This window comes from Pectobacterium sp. PL64 (assembly GCF_022477975.1).
GTDB classification, from domain to species: domain Bacteria; phylum Pseudomonadota; class Gammaproteobacteria; order Enterobacterales; family Enterobacteriaceae; genus Pectobacterium; species Pectobacterium jejuense.
Genome location: NZ_CP092070.1, coordinates 4,868,687 through 4,883,973, shown reverse-complemented (window position 1 = coordinate 4,883,973; position 15,287 = coordinate 4,868,687). Strand labels below are relative to the sequence as shown.

Genomic DNA, 15,287 nt, shown 5'->3' with positions numbered 1-15,287 from the left:
GCCAATGTCCTGCGGCACATTACCTATCAGCATAGTGGTACGGCGTGCCCAGCGCGGAACCCTGTACGCCATGCGTTTGCAGATAGCGATCCAGCTCCACCATGCCCGTCCAGCGGTTTTCACACCAGAGCGGTGCCAGCAAGGTCGGGCGGCGAGCGCTGGCGGAAATGCGGTGATAAATCACATCCGGCGGCGTATGGCGAATCATCTCTCCCGCGATCTCCACGTAGCGATCCAGCGCCAGCTCCGGCAGCCTTCCCGCTTTCCAGGCCTTCGCCATCGTGCTGCCTTCCACGATATGGAGAGGATGCAGCTTAATGCCCTCCACGCCGGTTTCAACCACCTGCTCCAGCGTCGATAAGCAGTGCTGTGCGTCCTCTCCCGGTAAACCCACGATCAGATGACTACACACTTTCAGACCGCGCTCACGTGCACGGCGGGTGGTTTCCTGATAGCAGGCGAAGTCATGGCCGCGATTAATCCGGTGCAGCGTTTTGTCACACGCGCTTTGCAGCCCCAGTTCCAGCCAGACCTCATAGCCCTGTTCATGGTAGCGGGACAGCAAATCCAGCACCGCATCGGGCACGCAGTCGGGGCGAGTGCCCACGCAAATCCCCACCATTTCGGCCTGCTTCAACGCTTCCTGATACATGCTTTCCAGCACCTGAACCTCGGCATAGGTGCTGGTATACGCCTGAAAATACGCCAGATAGCGTTTGGCTCGGTTCACCTTTCCCGCCTGCGCTTCCAACTGCTGCGCGATGCTGCGTTGCTGCATCTGCTCATCGGCAAACGAGGCCACATTACAGAACGTGCAACCACCCCGCCCCAGCGTGCCATCACGGTTTGGGCAGTTAAACCCACCGTGCAGCGTCAGCTTGTGGATCTTCTCGCCATAACGACGTTGAAGATTTCCGCCAAACATATTGATTAATTTTTGCAATTGCATATTCTAACCTGCTCCCTTGAGGAACAGCAGACTACCTTTCTCTCGCTCCCTTCGCGATGACCGCGATCAATCACACACATCCCAATGAAATGCATTTTTATTCGCTTTTAGTGAAAATAAAATCACGTCGGTGTTAATTAATTTTTCTTATCCCGCATGCTCGCTTGATGAAAAGATGAAGCAATACTTAAAAATAGTTTCATGAAATCTAAAAGTAGTCATATACAGCATAATATGCTACGACGCAGAGAGAATGCAGCACGGATAAGGGTTCCCGCGCTTTTGTATAGTGATACAGCTCACACTTCAATTAAACCCCATATCCATTTATCGAGATAGTTTTTCTAAAAAAATCATTATCTTTCATAGGTATAATTAAAAATTATCGCATATCAGCACATTTTACACTGGTATTTGACCTGAACAGGCTTTCTCGCTAATTTGGGGATCCGCTGGAAGCTTTCCTGACGGGTTCACGACTCGTCATATTTATGCAGTAAATGAAGACTCCCTCTAAAAACAAGTCATTTACCACTTGTGAGACCGTCACGAGAGGCCGAAGAAGAGAGCGTAATACTAGCCGCTCAACGCCACGGTGCTTTCTCGCAGTAGGTTGTGAGAGTCACACAGAGCCTGGGGAGGTTCACTAACATGTTGTACGATGCATCCCAAGAGAGAGATAACTGTGGTTTCGGATTAATCGCCCATATAGAAGGTGAGCCGAGCCATAAAGTAGTGCGTACTGCCATTCACGCACTTGCACGCATGCAGCACCGTGGCGCAATCCTTGCTGACGGCAAGACTGGCGACGGCTGCGGTTTATTACTTCAGAAGCCCGACCGTTTCTTTCGTCTGGTGGCGGAAGAGCACGGCTGGCGTTTAGCCAAAAACTACGCCGTTGGCATGATGTTTCTCAATCAGGACGAAGAACTGGCTCGCGCCACACGTCGGATTGTAGAAGAAGAGTTGCAGAACGAAACGCTGTCCGTACTGGGCTGGCGTGAAGTTCCGACCAACCCGGATGTACTGGGGGAAATTGCCCTGTCGTCCATGCCGCGTATTGAGCAAATTTTCGTTAACGCCCCGGCTGGCTGGCGTCAACGTGATATGGAACGTCGCCTGTTCATGGCGCGTCGCCGTATCGAAAAGCGCATTGAAGATAAAGAGTTCTACGTTTGTAGCTTCTCCAATCTGGTCACGATCTATAAAGGTCTGTGCATGCCGGCGGATCTGCCACGCTTCTACCTCGATCTGGCCGATCTGCGTCTGGAGTCGGCAATTTGCCTGTTCCACCAGCGCTTCTCAACCAACACCGTTCCACGCTGGCCGCTAGCGCAGCCGTTCCGCTATCTGGCGCACAACGGCGAGATCAACACCATCGCTGGTAACCGTCAGTGGGCACGCGCACGTGCTTACAAGTTCAAAACGCCGCTGATCCCGGATTTGCAGGATGCCGCACCGTTCGTCAACGAAACTGGCTCCGACTCCAGCTCGCTGGATAACATGCTGGAACTGTTCCTGAGCGGCGGGATGGATATCATCCGTGCCATGCGCCTGCTGGTTCCGCCAGCCTGGCAGAACAACCCGGATATGGATCCTGAACTGCGCGCCTTCTTCGACTTTAACTCCATGCACATGGAGCCGTGGGATGGCCCGGCTGGTATCGTGATGTCCGACGGGCGCTATGCTGCCTGTAACCTGGATCGTAACGGCCTGCGCCCTGCGCGCTACGTCATCACCAAAGACAAGCTGATCACCTGTGCCTCTGAAGTCGGTATCTGGGATTATCAGCCGGATGAAGTGGTTGAAAAAGGCCGCGTTGGTCCGGGCGAACTGATGGTGATCGACACCCGCAGCGGTCGCATCCTGCACTCTGCCGAAACCGATGACGATCTGAAAAGCCGCCACCCTTACAAAGAGTGGATGGAGAAAAACGTTAAGCGTCTGGTGCCGTTCGAAGAATTGCCAGACGATCAGGTCGGCAGCCGTGAATTCGACGATGAGCTGCTGGAGACCTTCCAGAAACAGTACGGTTACAGCAGCGAAGAGCTGGATCAGGTCATCCGCGTGCTGGGCGAGAACGGTCAGGAAGCCACCGGTTCGATGGGTGACGACACGCCGTTCGCCGTGCTGTCGAGCCGTCCACGCATCATTTATGACTACTTCCGTCAGCAGTTCGCGCAGGTGACCAACCCGCCAATCGACCCGCTGCGTGAAGCACACGTGATGTCACTGGCGACCAGCATTGGCCGCGAGATGAACGTGTTCTGTGAAGCGGAAGGTCAGGCCCACCGCCTGAGCTTTAAATCGCCCATCCTGCTTTACTCCGATTTCACCCAGTTGACGTCGCAGGATGAACTGCACTATCGCGCCGACACGCTGGATTTGACGTTTGATCCGTCGCAGCAAACGCTGCAACAGACGATCGAGAAACTGTGTGACGAGGCTGAAAGCAAAGTCAGAGACGGTGCCGTTCTGCTGGTGCTCTCCGACCGCGGCATTAGCGAATCACGCTTGCCTGTCCCTGCGCCGATGGCCGTGGGTGCCGTTCAGCGCCGTCTGGTCGAAAAGAGCCTTCGCTGTGATGCCAACATCATTGTCGAAACCGCCAGTGCGCGCGATCCGCACCACTTTGCCGTGCTGTTAGGCTTTGGTGCGACCGCTATCTATCCTTACCTCGCCTACGAAACGCTGGCGCGGATGGTGGATAACCACACCATCGACAAACCTTATCGTGCCGTGATGCTGAACTACCGTAACGGCATCAATAAAGGCCTGTACAAGATTATGTCCAAAATGGGCATCTCGACGATTGCGTCTTATCGCTGCTCCAAGCTGTTTGAAGCCGTGGGCCTGCACAAAGATGTGTCGACGCAATGCTTCCTGGGCGTCGTCAGCCGTATCGGCGGTGCAAACTACAGCGACTTCGAACAGGATCTGCTGAACCTGTCCAAACGTGCCTGGCTGAAACGCAAAACACTGGAACAGGGCGGCCTGCTGAAATTTGTTCACGGCGGCGAATACCATGCCTACAACCCGGATGTCGTCACCACGCTGCAAACCGCGGTGAAAACCGGGGAGTACAGCGATTACGAGCAATACGCCAAACTGGTTAACGAGCGTCCAGCAGCGACCTTACGCGACCTGCTGGCACTGAAACCGCAAGAAGGCGCGGCCATCGCAATCGACAGCGTCGAACCCGCTTCTGAAATGTTCAAACGCTTCGATACCGCGGCCATGTCCATCGGCGCACTCAGCCCGGAAGCCCATGAATCGCTGGCTGAAGCGATGAACGGACTGGGCGGCTTCTCCAACTCCGGTGAAGGCGGCGAAGATCCGGCGCGTTACGGCACCAATAAAGTGTCCCGTATCAAGCAGGTGGCTTCTGGCCGCTTTGGTGTGACGCCAGCCTATCTGGTTAACGCCGATGTGATTCAGATTAAAGTGGCGCAGGGCGCGAAGCCGGGCGAAGGCGGTCAGTTACCGGGTGATAAAGTCACGCCGTACATTGCTCGTCTGCGCTATTCCGTGCCGGGCGTGACGCTGATTTCACCACCGCCGCACCACGATATTTACTCTATCGAAGATCTGGCACAGCTGATTTTCGATCTGAAGCAGGTCAACCCGAAAGCGATGATTTCGGTAAAACTGGTGTCCGAACCGGGCGTCGGAACTATCGCTACGGGCGTAGCCAAAGCGTACGCCGATTTGATCACCATCGCCGGTTACGACGGTGGTACCGGTGCCAGCCCGCTGTCCTCCGTGAAATACGCGGGTTGCCCTTGGGAGCTGGGTCTGGTTGAAACGCAACAGGCTCTGGTCTCCAACGGGCTGCGCCACAAAATCCGCCTTCAGGTGGACGGTGGCTTGAAAACCGGTCTGGATATCGTCAAAGCGGCGATTCTGGGTGCAGAAAGCTTCGGCTTCGGCACCGGCCCGATGGTTGCGCTGGGCTGTAAATACCTGCGTATCTGTCACCTGAATAACTGTGCGACAGGCGTTGCAACACAGGATGAGAAGCTGCGCCGCGATCACTACCACGGCCTGCCTGAGCGTGTAACCAACTACTTCCACTTCATCGCGCATGAAACTCGCGTGCTGATGGCAGAACTGGGCGTCAGCCGTCTGGTGGATCTGATTGGTCGTACCGACTTGCTGGTTGAGCTGGACGGTTTCAGTGCGAAACAGAACAAACTGGATCTGTCACCGCTGCTGCACGCGGCACAACCTCAGCCGGGCAAAGCGCTGTACTGCACTGAAAGCAATCTGTCGTTCGATAAAGGCTTGCTGAACAAAGAGCTGCTGGCTCAGGCACAGCCGCACATCGATGCGAAACAGGGCAAAGCGCTCTACTTCGACATCCGTAACACCGATCGCTCCGTCGGCGCGACGCTGTCTGGTGCGATTGCCGAGAAACATGGCGATCAAGGGCTAGCGGGCGATCCGATTAAAGCGCACTTCTCCGGTACCGCAGGGCAGAGCTTCGGCGTCTGGAACGCCGGCGGCGTGGAACTGAAACTAACTGGCGATGCCAACGACTACGTGGGCAAAGGCATGGCGGGCGGCAGTATCTCCGTGCGTCCTCCAGTAGGTTCTGCCTTCCGCAGCCACGAAGCCAGCATCATCGGTAACACCTGCCTCTACGGCGCTACCGGCGGTAAGCTGTTTGCCGCAGGCCGTGCAGGTGAGCGTTTCGCCGTACGTAACTCCGGCTGTATCACCGTGGTAGAAGGTATCGGCGATAACGGCTGTGAATACATGACGGGCGGTATCGTCTGCGTGCTGGGTCGTACCGGCGTGAACTTTGGCGCAGGGATGACCGGTGGATTCGCCTACGTGCTGGATGAAGACGGTGAATTCCGTAAACGCGTTAACCCGGAACTGGTGGAAGTGCTGGATGTCGAAGAACTGGCTATTCATGAAGAACATCTTCGTGGCCTGATCACCGAGCACGTGCAGAATACCGGTTCACACCGCGGAGAAGAGATCCTTGCTAACTGGCCGACCTGGGCACCGAAATTTGCTCTGGTGAAACCGAAGTCAAGTGATGTGAAGGCATTGTTGGGTCACCGTAGTCGTTCCGCAGCCGAGCTGCGGGTTCAGGCGCAGTAAGAGGTCATCATGAGTCAGAATGTTTACCAGTTTATCGACTTACAGCGCGTTGATCCGCCCAAGAAACCGCTGAAGATTCGTAAAATTGAATTTGTTGAGATCTACGAGCCGTTCTCAGAAAGCCAGTCCAAAGCCCAGGCAGACCGCTGCCTGGCGTGCGGTAACCCTTACTGTGAGTGGAAGTGTCCGGTACATAACTACATCCCGAACTGGCTGAAGCTGGCGAACGAAGGCCGCATTATCGAAGCGGCTGAGTTATCGCACCAGACCAACAGCCTGCCGGAAGTCTGCGGTCGCGTATGCCCGCAGGACCGTCTGTGTGAAGGGTCTTGTACGCTGAATGATGAATTCGGCGCGGTCACCATCGGCAACATCGAACGCTATATCAATGATAAAGCGATAGAGATGGGCTGGAAGCCAAGCGTTGCTAACGTCAAACCGACCGGTAAGCGCGTCGCCATCATTGGCGCGGGTCCGGCAGGGCTGGCTTGTGCCGACGTGCTGGCACGCGGTGGCGTACAGGCCGTCGTGTTCGATCGTCATCCTGAGATCGGTGGCCTACTGACCTTCGGTATCCCTTCTTTCAAGCTGGAAAAAGAAGTGATGGTGAAACGTCGTGAGATCTTCACCGAGATGGGCATCGAATTCCGTCTGAATACCGAAGTCGGCAAAGACGTGCAGATGAAAGCGCTGCTGGACGAGTACGATGCAGTATTCCTCGGCGTCGGCACCTATCAGTCTATGCGTGGCGGATTGGACAATGAAGACGCTCAGGGCGTCTACGATGCGCTGCCGTTCCTGATCGCCAACACCAAGCAGCTGATGGGCTTTGAAGCCGCAGAAGACGAGCCTTACATCAGCATGCAAGGTAAACGCGTTGTGGTGCTGGGCGGTGGTGACACCGCGATGGACTGCGTACGTACCTCGATTCGTCAGGGCGCAACGCACGTTACCTGTGCCTATCGTCGTGATGAAGAGAACATGCCGGGCTCCAAGCGCGAAGTGAAAAACGCGCGTGAAGAAGGCGTCGAGTTCAAATTCACCCTGCAACCGTTAAGCGTCGAGATCAATGGCGCTGGCAAAGTGTGCGGCGTGAAAATGGCGCGTACCGCGCTGGGCGCACCGGATGCCAACGGCCGTCGTCGTCCTGAAATCGTAGAAGGTTCCGAGCACGTACTGGAAGCCGATGCGGTCATCATGGCGTTTGGCTTCCGTCCGCATAAAATGACGTGGCTGGCAGAACATGACGTCAAGCTGGACGATCAAGGTCGCATTGTCGCACCAGAAAGCTGCGATAACGCGTTCCAGACCAGCAACCCGAAAATCTTTGCGGGTGGCGATGCAGTGCGCGGTTCCGATCTGGTGGTTACGGCCATCGCAGAAGGTCGTAAAGCCGCTGACGGTATCATGAACTATCTGGAAGTGTAGAACGACCACTTCTCTTAAGGGCAGCGCTGGCTGCCCTTTTCTTTTTCAGCCTTCACCCGATTCCGCCTTTATTCGCACACTCAATCTTTACCGGAATACAGGTCAATCACATCCTGTTCCGTCAGCATCGGCGTTTTCTCAGCAAGCGAGTAGTAGCTCGGTTTCTTATCAATATAAATCTGCGATACCAACGTTTTATTGGTCTCGTCAGCAAAAAAGCCCGCCGGAATATGATAAGCACCACCGCTACGCAGCCGATAGAACAGGTGCGTTCCACATACGCGGCAAAAACCGCGCTCGGCCCATTCCGATGACGGCCAGACCGTAATATTTTCCTCGCCCTCGATGGCAATCGCCGGATCCGTACATTCAACAGCCATGAGCGGACCACCGCCCCACGTCTGGCACATTCCACAGTGGCAGGCATCTACCTTACTCACCGAGTGCGCCGTGGAAATCGTCACACCACCGCATAAACAACGACCTTGATGCATTGCTCCCCCTCCTGATGCTCTGCGTTCTGGAATCGCAATACCCTATAAAAAAGGAATATCACCGTGAATGTCGGTTATAGCATAGGTTATATACGTGCTTTTTCTTATTCTCAGGAAGTTGGACAATGCTCAACTCTCAATCGGTATTCCCCTAGCGGTGCAGCAAGAAAATGAAATAAGTCGTGCGGTAGCAATCGATGGCGACGTGCTGCACTTCTTTCTCGGAATATCACACCAGACAGGCTAATAAAACCTTCGTCTTTCCACTGGGCTCTAAAGAACCTTTCGTAATAAATCCTGCAATATCACGTTAAAGACCTACACTTACCTCCGACATTAACTTGTCTTTATTGAGATTGGATTTCATTAAGGAGGAACTATGACAGTCGAAGTGGCTCTTGTAACAGGAGCCGGTCAAGGTATTGGCCGCGCTATTGCTCTCAGACTGGCGGCAGACGGTTTTGCCGTCGCCATCGTGGACTATAACCAAGAAACCGCACACAGCGTGGCACAGGAAATCGAAAAATCCGGCGGGCAGGCCATCGCACTACAGGCGGACGTTGCGGATCGTGAGGCAGTTTTCGCCGCTGTCGCAGAAACTAAAAAGCGCTTTGGTGACTTTAACGTCATCGTCAATAACGCTGGTGTTGCCCCTTCAACCCTGATTGAAGACATCACGCCAGACGTTGTTGATCGCGTTTATAACATCAACGTCAAAGGCGTCATCTGGGGCATTCAGGCAGCGCTCGATGCCTTCAAATCTCTGGGTCACGGCGGAAAAATTATCAATGCCTGTTCGCAGGCTGGGCATGTGGGCAATCCCGAACTCGCCGTCTACAGCTCAAGTAAATTCGCAGTTCGTGGCTTAACGCAAACGGCCGCACGCGATTTAGCGCCGCTGGGCATCACGGTCAATGGTTACTGTCCGGGTATCGTAAAAACGCCAATGTGGGATGAAATCGATCGGAAGATCTCCGAATCCGCAGGGAAACCGCGTGGCTATGCGACGGAAGAATTCGCCAAACGCATCACCCTGGGCCGCCTTTCCGAGCCGGAAGATGTCGCTGCCTGCGTGTCCTATCTGGCCAGCCACGATTCCGACTATATGACGGGGCAGTCGCTATTGATTGATGGCGGAATGGTGTTCAGTTAATCGCATATTCAGCGAACAACGGGAATAAGAAAGGGCACCACAAGGGTGCCCTTAAACATTACTTCACGACCCGTAGCGACGGTCGGCCACCTTTAGGTGGCTGTGGTGGTTCATCATCAGAACCCGAGCCATCGTCAGGCGCTTCAGAATCAGGTGAGCTATCGACAATCGACATGACCGTCCCTGAAGCGGGTGCGCCTTCCTGAAAGTCTTCATATTCAGCTGCAGATTCGTAAGCAGGTTCGGACTCAAACATCGTTCCAGCCCCGTTCTCACGTGCATAAATCGCCATGACGGCCGCCATCGGCACATAAACCTGACGTGGTACGCCGCCAAAACGGGCATTGAAACGAACGCTGTCATCAGCTAACTCAAGGCCCCCAACAGCGCGCGGTGCGATATTCAGCACGATCTGGCCGTCACGGGCGAACTCCATCGGCACCATAACATCCGGCAGAGTGACATCTACCACCAGATGAGGCGTTAATTGGTTATCCAGCAACCAATCATAAAAAGCCCGTAATAAATACGGACGACGCGGAGACAGTTGAGACAACGCCATACGGTTTAACCTCGGGTTTGCAAACGCATTTCACGTTCCACTTCCGTCAGGGAAGCCAGGAACGCATCACGCTCAAAGACGCGAGTCATGTAGCCTTTCAGCTCTTTCGCGCCCGAACCACTCAGTTCAATGCCTAACTGCGGCAAACGCCACAGCAGCGGAGCCAGATAGCAATCCACCAGGCTGAACTCTTCGCTCATGAAATAAGGCGCTTCGTTGAACACAGGGGCAATCGCCAGCAGCTCTTCACGCAATTGCTTACGTGCCGCGTCTGCTTCCTGAGCGCTGCCGTGCGTAATTTTCTTCAGCAAAGAATACCAGTCGCTCTCAATGCGGTGCATCATCAGGCGGCTGTTACCGCGCGCAACCGGATAGACAGGCATTAACGGCGGATGAGGAAAACGTTCATCCAGATACTCCATGATAATACGGGATTCATAGAGCGTCAGTTCACGATCGACCAGCGTTGGCACGGAACCGTAAGGATTGAGGTCAATAAGATCCTGAGGCAGATTATCCATGTCTACCTGCTCAATCTCGACACTCACACCCTTTTCCGCCAATACGATGCGGACCTGATGGCTAAAAATGTCGGATGGACCAGAAAACAGCGTCATTACCGAACGTTTGTTGGCAGCGACAGCCATGAAAACCTCCAAGTTTATCGAGAAAATATGGCGAATAACCGCGCAGTCAGTAACCTGCAAACCGCTATTCGAAATGCTGCTCGCCAATGTGTGTAAACGTCACCGGACAAAAATCCAGCTGTTTTAAACAGCTACACGATAGCTTACACACAGGCATAAAATCGGCGGATAGTTTATCAGATTTTGTTCGTTTTGTGGGGGTATAAGCGGATAATCTTATTTAACAAGATGATAAATAATAATTTTTTTATTAAATACAAATTTTTCATTTGCAATAGCGAAGTCTAAACAACGCCGCCAGAGAATAATCTATCCCCTGTATTGACCTGCGCTGAGTCGTCAATCGCCTAGAAGCCGACGGGGGCCGTCGGCTTCTAAGTAAGCGAAATTAAAGCAAATTGATGCCGTTAAGCCGATGGTTAAGGTCGTGCCGCAGTGCCATCCGGCAAGCGTGCATTCGTCCATGACGGCAATCCACCTTCAACAGGGAATTGCTTCGCTTTTTGCTCATCGATATCAATCCCTAGTCCTGGCTTATCGTTCAGGTACGCGTATCCGCCTTCAATATCCGGGCAACCAGGGAAAACGTCCCGCAGCGCCTCATTCATCGGCGTATATTCTTGAATACCCAGATTAGTAATACTCATATCAATGTGCATATTCGCGACGACGCCGATAGGAGAGATATCCCCCGGACCATGCCAGGCGGTTCTCACGCCATGAAACTCGGCGAGCGTCGCCAGTTTTTTGGCTGGCGTAATCCCACCGATCATACTGATATGGCAGCGAATAAAATCAATCAGATGATTGGTGATCAGGTGCTTGTATTCGGCAACATGAACAAACAGTTCGCCCATCGCGATTGGGGTGGATGTTTGTTGCCGCATCACGCTAAGGAAATCAACATTCTCTGGAGCGACGGGGTCTTCAAGATAAAAGAGCTTGTAATCTTCCAGAGACTTCGCCATTTGCAACGCGGTAACCGGCGATACCCGCTCATGAACATCATGAATAAATTCAACATCAAACCCAATCTTATTGCGCAGATGATCGAAAAAGGCCGGAATACTTCTGGCATAAGCATCAGGGTCGAAATAAATACCGGGCGTCTTCGTTCTTGGTGAGCGCTTCGGCGTGATATTGGCTTTATCCAACTGAGTGGCAATCAGTTTGAGGTCTTCCGTCCCGGCCCCACCGTACATGCCCATCTGACAACGAACGTACTGGTAGCCTTCTTCCATTGCCGCACGGATGTTATCTTCCGCCGCGACCGCATCCGCACCATCGCAATGACGATAAAGCGGAATACCGTCACGGCATTTGCCGCCCAGCAATTCATAGACCGGCAGGTTAGCGACTTTACCCTTGATATCCCACAGCGCCATATCGATAGCCGAAATCGCATTGTTCATCACCGGCCCATTGCGCCAATAGCCGCTCACGACAGCAGACTGCCAGATATCTTCAATACGAGAAGGATCTTTCCCGATCAGGAAAGGCTTCATGTACTCATTAATGGCCGCTTCAACCGCGAAAATACGCTGGGTAAAGGTCGCACATCCCAAACCGTATAAGCCGTCCTGATTGGTTTCGACCTTGACGACAACCAGATCAATGCCACCCGGTGCCGTTAGAATCGTCTTTACGTTTGTTACCTTTATCATTCAAAAACTCCTGTGATAGCCACAATCAGATTATGTAGAATCTCATTTGTTGTATGACATCATATCTCTTGAGGTATTACTATCAAAAGGAAAAAATAAAAGCAACTTATATCGAAGAGAAAACAGAGAAGTACAGCGGGCTGAAGGGGGTCACTAAAGGTAGTAATTTTAATAAATTAGATAAATAGTAGATCACTACGGGTACATTTCAGATACAAAAATATCGCGAAGTAATATCAATTGCCGATGCTGCAAAGCAAGCATCAGCAGGCCGTTACTGACATACGAATAAAGGAGAGGTAAGCGACCTGAGAAATAGGGCGATATTTACGCGTTAGTTATTATCAAGGTTGTTAATCATAACAATGTTACATTCCATTGCCTGATCCAGACATAGCTTAGCGGTTTCAACATCACGATTTTTTATCGCCATAAAAATTTTGATATGCGCGTCAATACTATCTAACGTGATGCCTAACACACGGTTTAACTCTTCCAGATAGAAATAGTACATATTTTTCACATACTTAATAGCATGTGAAAACACTTTATTGTGCGCCGCATTGATAATCGCCATGTGGAAATCCAGGTCGGCCTGAGAGTACTTTTTATAGTCGTTTTTGTTGACCAGCATTCGGTTAAGTGCATCTTCTATAAGCGCAATATCCTCATCCGTTGCATTTTTTGCCGCCAGCTCGATGCACTTAAATTCCACCGTTTGCCGAAACACCATCATGTCCATGAATTCACCTTTCGTCAGGTGAAGAATCGGCTTGTCATTCGCCTGCATACGGAAGCTTTCAATTTCATTTGAAACAAAAGAACCTCGACCATGTTTGGTATAGATGATTCCCAAGTTCCTCAATTTTTGCACCGCACTGCGAATACTCGTTCTACTTACTTCAAAAGCTTCACTTAATTCAAACTCAGACGGTAATTTCTCACCCTGTTTCCACTCACCGCTGAGTATCTTTTTCTGCATCTTCTGATAGACGGCTTCAGCAATATTATTTCTTGGTATTGATTCTATATTGTCCATAACGCCTCAAATCAATTATTGGAATCATGATCACAAAAAAACGCTTTGACTGTTGATTGAAGTATAACAAAGCGACACCATCACTTCCACTCGTTAGTTGTATGACAACATGATGTATGACAACACTACCTCTTAAAAAATAACCTATTCACTGCTCAATAATCAGTTAAGGAGTTGATAATGGATGCCGCAAAACTATTTGATCTATCAGGGAAAACTGCACTCATTACCGGTTCTGCAAGAGGCCTCGGCTTTTCCTATGCAGAAGGACTCGCATCAGCGGGTGCCGCCATTGTGCTCAGCGACATCAGAGAAGAAACGCTGAACGAGGCGGTAGAAAAGCTAACGGCAAAGGGCTATAACGCCAAAGGTTACGTGATTGACGTCTCAAAAGAAGACCAGATCGTCAATGCATTCAACCTGATGGATGCCGCTGGTATAGAAATCGACATTGTGATTAATAACGCAGGGATCCAGCATCGTCAACCGTTAGTCGACCTCGCGCTACAGGACTGGCAGCGCGTCATGGACATTCACCTGACAGGGACATTCCTCGTATCGCGCGAGGCGGCAATCCGCATGATAAAACGCGGCCGCGGCGGCAAATTTATCAATATCTGTTCACTGACCAGTGAACAAGCACGTCCTACCGTCGCACCTTATACCGCCGCTAAAGGCGGAATCAAAATGTTGACGCGCTCCATGTCGGCGGAATGGGCAGAATATAACATTCAAGCGAACGCAATCGGCCCCGGCTACATCCTGACCGACATGAATGAAGCCTTGATTAAAGATGTTGAGTTCGATAAGTGGGTCAAAAGTAGCAACCCGACTAAACGCTGGGGAAAAACCGAAGAACTTATCGGTACGGCTATTTTCCTGTCTGCTGATGCATCGAATTATATCAATGGTCAGGTCATCTATGTCGATGGCGGATGGTTAGCGGTACTTTGATTCTCAGGAATCGATATTTGTCAGAGATGATTGATAAGTCAACGTGTGGTTTTTAATTCTCTCCACCGCGACAAAGGAAAACCACACTATATTATTTTAGAGGTATCAAGATGAAACAAGATACGCTGACCTTTGATGCATGTATTGTCCATGGAAAAAAAGACGTAAAAGTAGAAAGTCGTGAACTGACTTATACCGAAAATGATATTATCGTTAACGTTGAGTGCGGCGGTATTTGCGGTTCAGATATTCATTATTATCATGAAGGCCATGCCGGTTTGTCTGTAATAAAACATCCCATGGTCATTGGTCACGAATTCGTTGGCAGAATTCATCAGGCCCCAGCCAATAGTCCATTAAAAGTCGGCCAAAAAGTAGCGATCAATCCTTCCCAGCCGTGCAACAAATGTGAATATTGTCTGGAAGGCAAGCAGAACGAATGCCCCAGTATGCGATTCATGGGAAGCGCCCAATTTAATCCGCACGTACACGGCGGTTTTGCTCAATATGTCACGGTTTCCGCACAGCAGTGCTATCCCTATGACGAAAATGTCCCTTCGCAAATTATGGCACTTGCGGAACCGACTGCGGTTGTTATTCATGCCATCAATGTCGCAGGCAGCCTGGTCGGTAAAAAAGTCCTGGTCATCGGTGCGGGTCCTATCGGTGCCTTGACTATTGCCGCAGCGAAAGCCTCAGGCGCCGTAGAGATTGTCGCGTCCGACATCAGTGAAAGGTGCAGAAACATCGCGCTGGAAATGGGAGCCGATACCTCCGTCAATCCGCTTGATGAAAGTGCAATGGAAATCTATAACCAAAATAAAGGCTACTTTGATGTGACATTCGAGGCCAGTGGTGCGCCTTCGGCAATCGCCTCATCGGTCTTTGCAACACGCCCTAATGGTTTGATTGTACAAATTGGTATGGGACCAAGCCCTGTTCAATATCCCGTTGCACAAATGCTAGTAAAAGAACTCACGTGGAAAGGATCATTCCGATTCATTAATGAATTTGCTACTGCGGTTAAATGGCTGGAGAAAGGTATTATAAATCCACAACCCATTATCTCCGCTGAATATTCTTATCATGATGTTGAAGATGCATTAATTGCTGCGAGTGATAAAAATATTTCCTCAAAAGTACTCGTTAAATTTTAATAAAGACATCACCTTTAATTTTAAATCGGAATAATACGGCAAAGGAATGCTGACAATACGCTGTTGACCAAAAATCAAGATGTGGTGTTTTTCTTATTCTTCTACCGACTAATTATTTCCACACATTG

General features: G+C 51.3%; 11 protein-coding genes. 5 read left to right on the top strand and 6 right to left on the bottom strand.

All coding sequences use genetic code 11. The features are described 5' to 3' along the window. Positions 1-19: 19 nt before the first annotated feature. The gene (locus HP572_RS21965) at positions 20-949 is read right to left on the bottom strand and encodes a TIGR01212 family radical SAM protein (protein ID WP_240584324.1); all 930 of its coding nucleotides are present in this window, start codon (positions 947-949) and stop codon (positions 20-22) included. 651 nt (positions 950-1,600) lie between these two features. Between HP572_RS21965 and gltB the strand changes: the two genes are divergently transcribed. Then, a complete protein-coding gene (gltB, locus tag HP572_RS21960) occupies positions 1,601-6,061 on the top strand; it encodes a glutamate synthase large subunit (RefSeq protein ID WP_039498171.1) in 4,461 nt (1,486 codons plus the stop codon). Between the two features lie 9 nt (positions 6,062-6,070). Then, on the top strand, positions 6,071-7,489 hold the full coding sequence (locus HP572_RS21955; protein WP_240584323.1) for a glutamate synthase small subunit: 1,419 nt from the start codon (positions 6,071-6,073) through the stop codon (positions 7,487-7,489). A gap of 80 nt (positions 7,490-7,569) precedes the next feature. Here HP572_RS21955 and HP572_RS21950 read toward each other — a convergent pair whose 3' ends face one another. Continuing rightward, positions 7,570-7,983, bottom strand: a complete 414-nt coding sequence (locus HP572_RS21950; RefSeq protein ID WP_240584322.1) for a GFA family protein — start codon at positions 7,981-7,983, stop codon at positions 7,570-7,572. Between the two features lie 379 nt (positions 7,984-8,362). Between HP572_RS21950 and HP572_RS21945 the strand changes: the two genes are divergently transcribed. Continuing rightward, entirely contained in the window at positions 8,363-9,136 is a 774-nt protein-coding gene (locus tag HP572_RS21945) for a (S)-acetoin forming diacetyl reductase (RefSeq protein ID WP_119872076.1), read from the top strand. Positions 9,137-9,194: 58 nt separating this feature from the next. On the opposite strand, the gene sspB is transcribed toward HP572_RS21945, so the two are convergent. The 4 genes from sspB to HP572_RS21925 all read right to left on the bottom strand — a co-directional run bounded on the left by sspB (position 9,195) and on the right by HP572_RS21925 (position 13,048). Beyond that, complete coding sequence (sspB, locus tag HP572_RS21940; RefSeq protein ID WP_240584321.1) at positions 9,195-9,698, bottom strand: ClpXP protease specificity-enhancing factor; 504 nt, start codon at positions 9,696-9,698, stop codon at positions 9,195-9,197. Positions 9,699-9,703: 5 nt separating this feature from the next. After that, positions 9,704-10,345, bottom strand: a complete 642-nt coding sequence (gene sspA, locus HP572_RS21935) for a stringent starvation protein SspA (RefSeq protein WP_005975503.1) — start codon at positions 10,343-10,345, stop codon at positions 9,704-9,706. A 419-nt stretch (positions 10,346-10,764) separates the two neighbouring features. Continuing rightward, positions 10,765-12,009, bottom strand: a complete 1,245-nt coding sequence (locus tag HP572_RS21930; protein ID WP_095993462.1) for an enolase C-terminal domain-like protein — start codon at positions 12,007-12,009, stop codon at positions 10,765-10,767. A gap of 334 nt (positions 12,010-12,343) precedes the next feature. Continuing rightward, positions 12,344-13,048 (bottom strand): FadR/GntR family transcriptional regulator, encoded by a 705-nt coding sequence (locus HP572_RS21925; RefSeq protein WP_010280187.1) that lies wholly within the window; start codon positions 13,046-13,048, stop codon positions 12,344-12,346. Between the two features lie 180 nt (positions 13,049-13,228). On the opposite strand from HP572_RS21925, the gene HP572_RS21920 reads away from it, so the two are divergent. Together HP572_RS21920 and idnD are read left to right on the top strand one after the other, a co-directional pair. Then, positions 13,229-14,002, top strand: coding sequence for an SDR family oxidoreductase (locus HP572_RS21920; protein WP_205554160.1), 774 nt, complete (start codon positions 13,229-13,231; stop codon positions 14,000-14,002). Positions 14,003-14,112: 110 nt separating this feature from the next. Continuing rightward, a complete protein-coding gene (gene idnD / locus HP572_RS21915) occupies positions 14,113-15,159 on the top strand; it encodes an L-idonate 5-dehydrogenase (RefSeq protein ID WP_240584320.1) in 1,047 nt (348 codons plus the stop codon). The last annotated feature ends 128 nt before the right edge of the window (positions 15,160-15,287 follow it).

Bases quoted from the DNA above. Each gene is read 5' to 3' on its own strand.
- HP572_RS21925 (WP_010280187.1), bottom strand. From the start codon at position 13,048: ATGGACAATATAGAATCAATACCAAGAAATAATATTGCTGAAGCCGTC.
- HP572_RS21920 (WP_205554160.1), top strand. From the start codon at position 13,229: ATGGATGCCGCAAAACTATTTGATCTATCAGGGAAAACTGCACTCATT.
- idnD (WP_240584320.1), top strand. From the start codon at position 14,113: ATGAAACAAGATACGCTGACCTTTGATGCATGTATTGTCCATGGAAAA.
- sspA (WP_005975503.1), bottom strand. From the start codon at position 10,345: ATGGCTGTCGCTGCCAACAAACGTTCGGTAATGACGCTGTTTTCTGGT.
- HP572_RS21950 (WP_240584322.1), bottom strand. From the start codon at position 7,983: ATGCATCAAGGTCGTTGTTTATGCGGTGGTGTGACGATTTCCACGGCG.
- HP572_RS21945 (WP_119872076.1), top strand. From the start codon at position 8,363: ATGACAGTCGAAGTGGCTCTTGTAACAGGAGCCGGTCAAGGTATTGGC.
- HP572_RS21955 (WP_240584323.1), top strand. From the start codon at position 6,071: ATGAGTCAGAATGTTTACCAGTTTATCGACTTACAGCGCGTTGATCCG.
- HP572_RS21930 (WP_095993462.1), bottom strand. From the start codon at position 12,009: ATGATAAAGGTAACAAACGTAAAGACGATTCTAACGGCACCGGGTGGC.
- gltB (WP_039498171.1), top strand. From the start codon at position 1,601: ATGTTGTACGATGCATCCCAAGAGAGAGATAACTGTGGTTTCGGATTA.
- HP572_RS21965 (WP_240584324.1), bottom strand. From the start codon at position 949: ATGCAATTGCAAAAATTAATCAATATGTTTGGCGGAAATCTTCAACGT.
- sspB (WP_240584321.1), bottom strand. From the start codon at position 9,698: ATGGCGTTGTCTCAACTGTCTCCGCGTCGTCCGTATTTATTACGGGCT.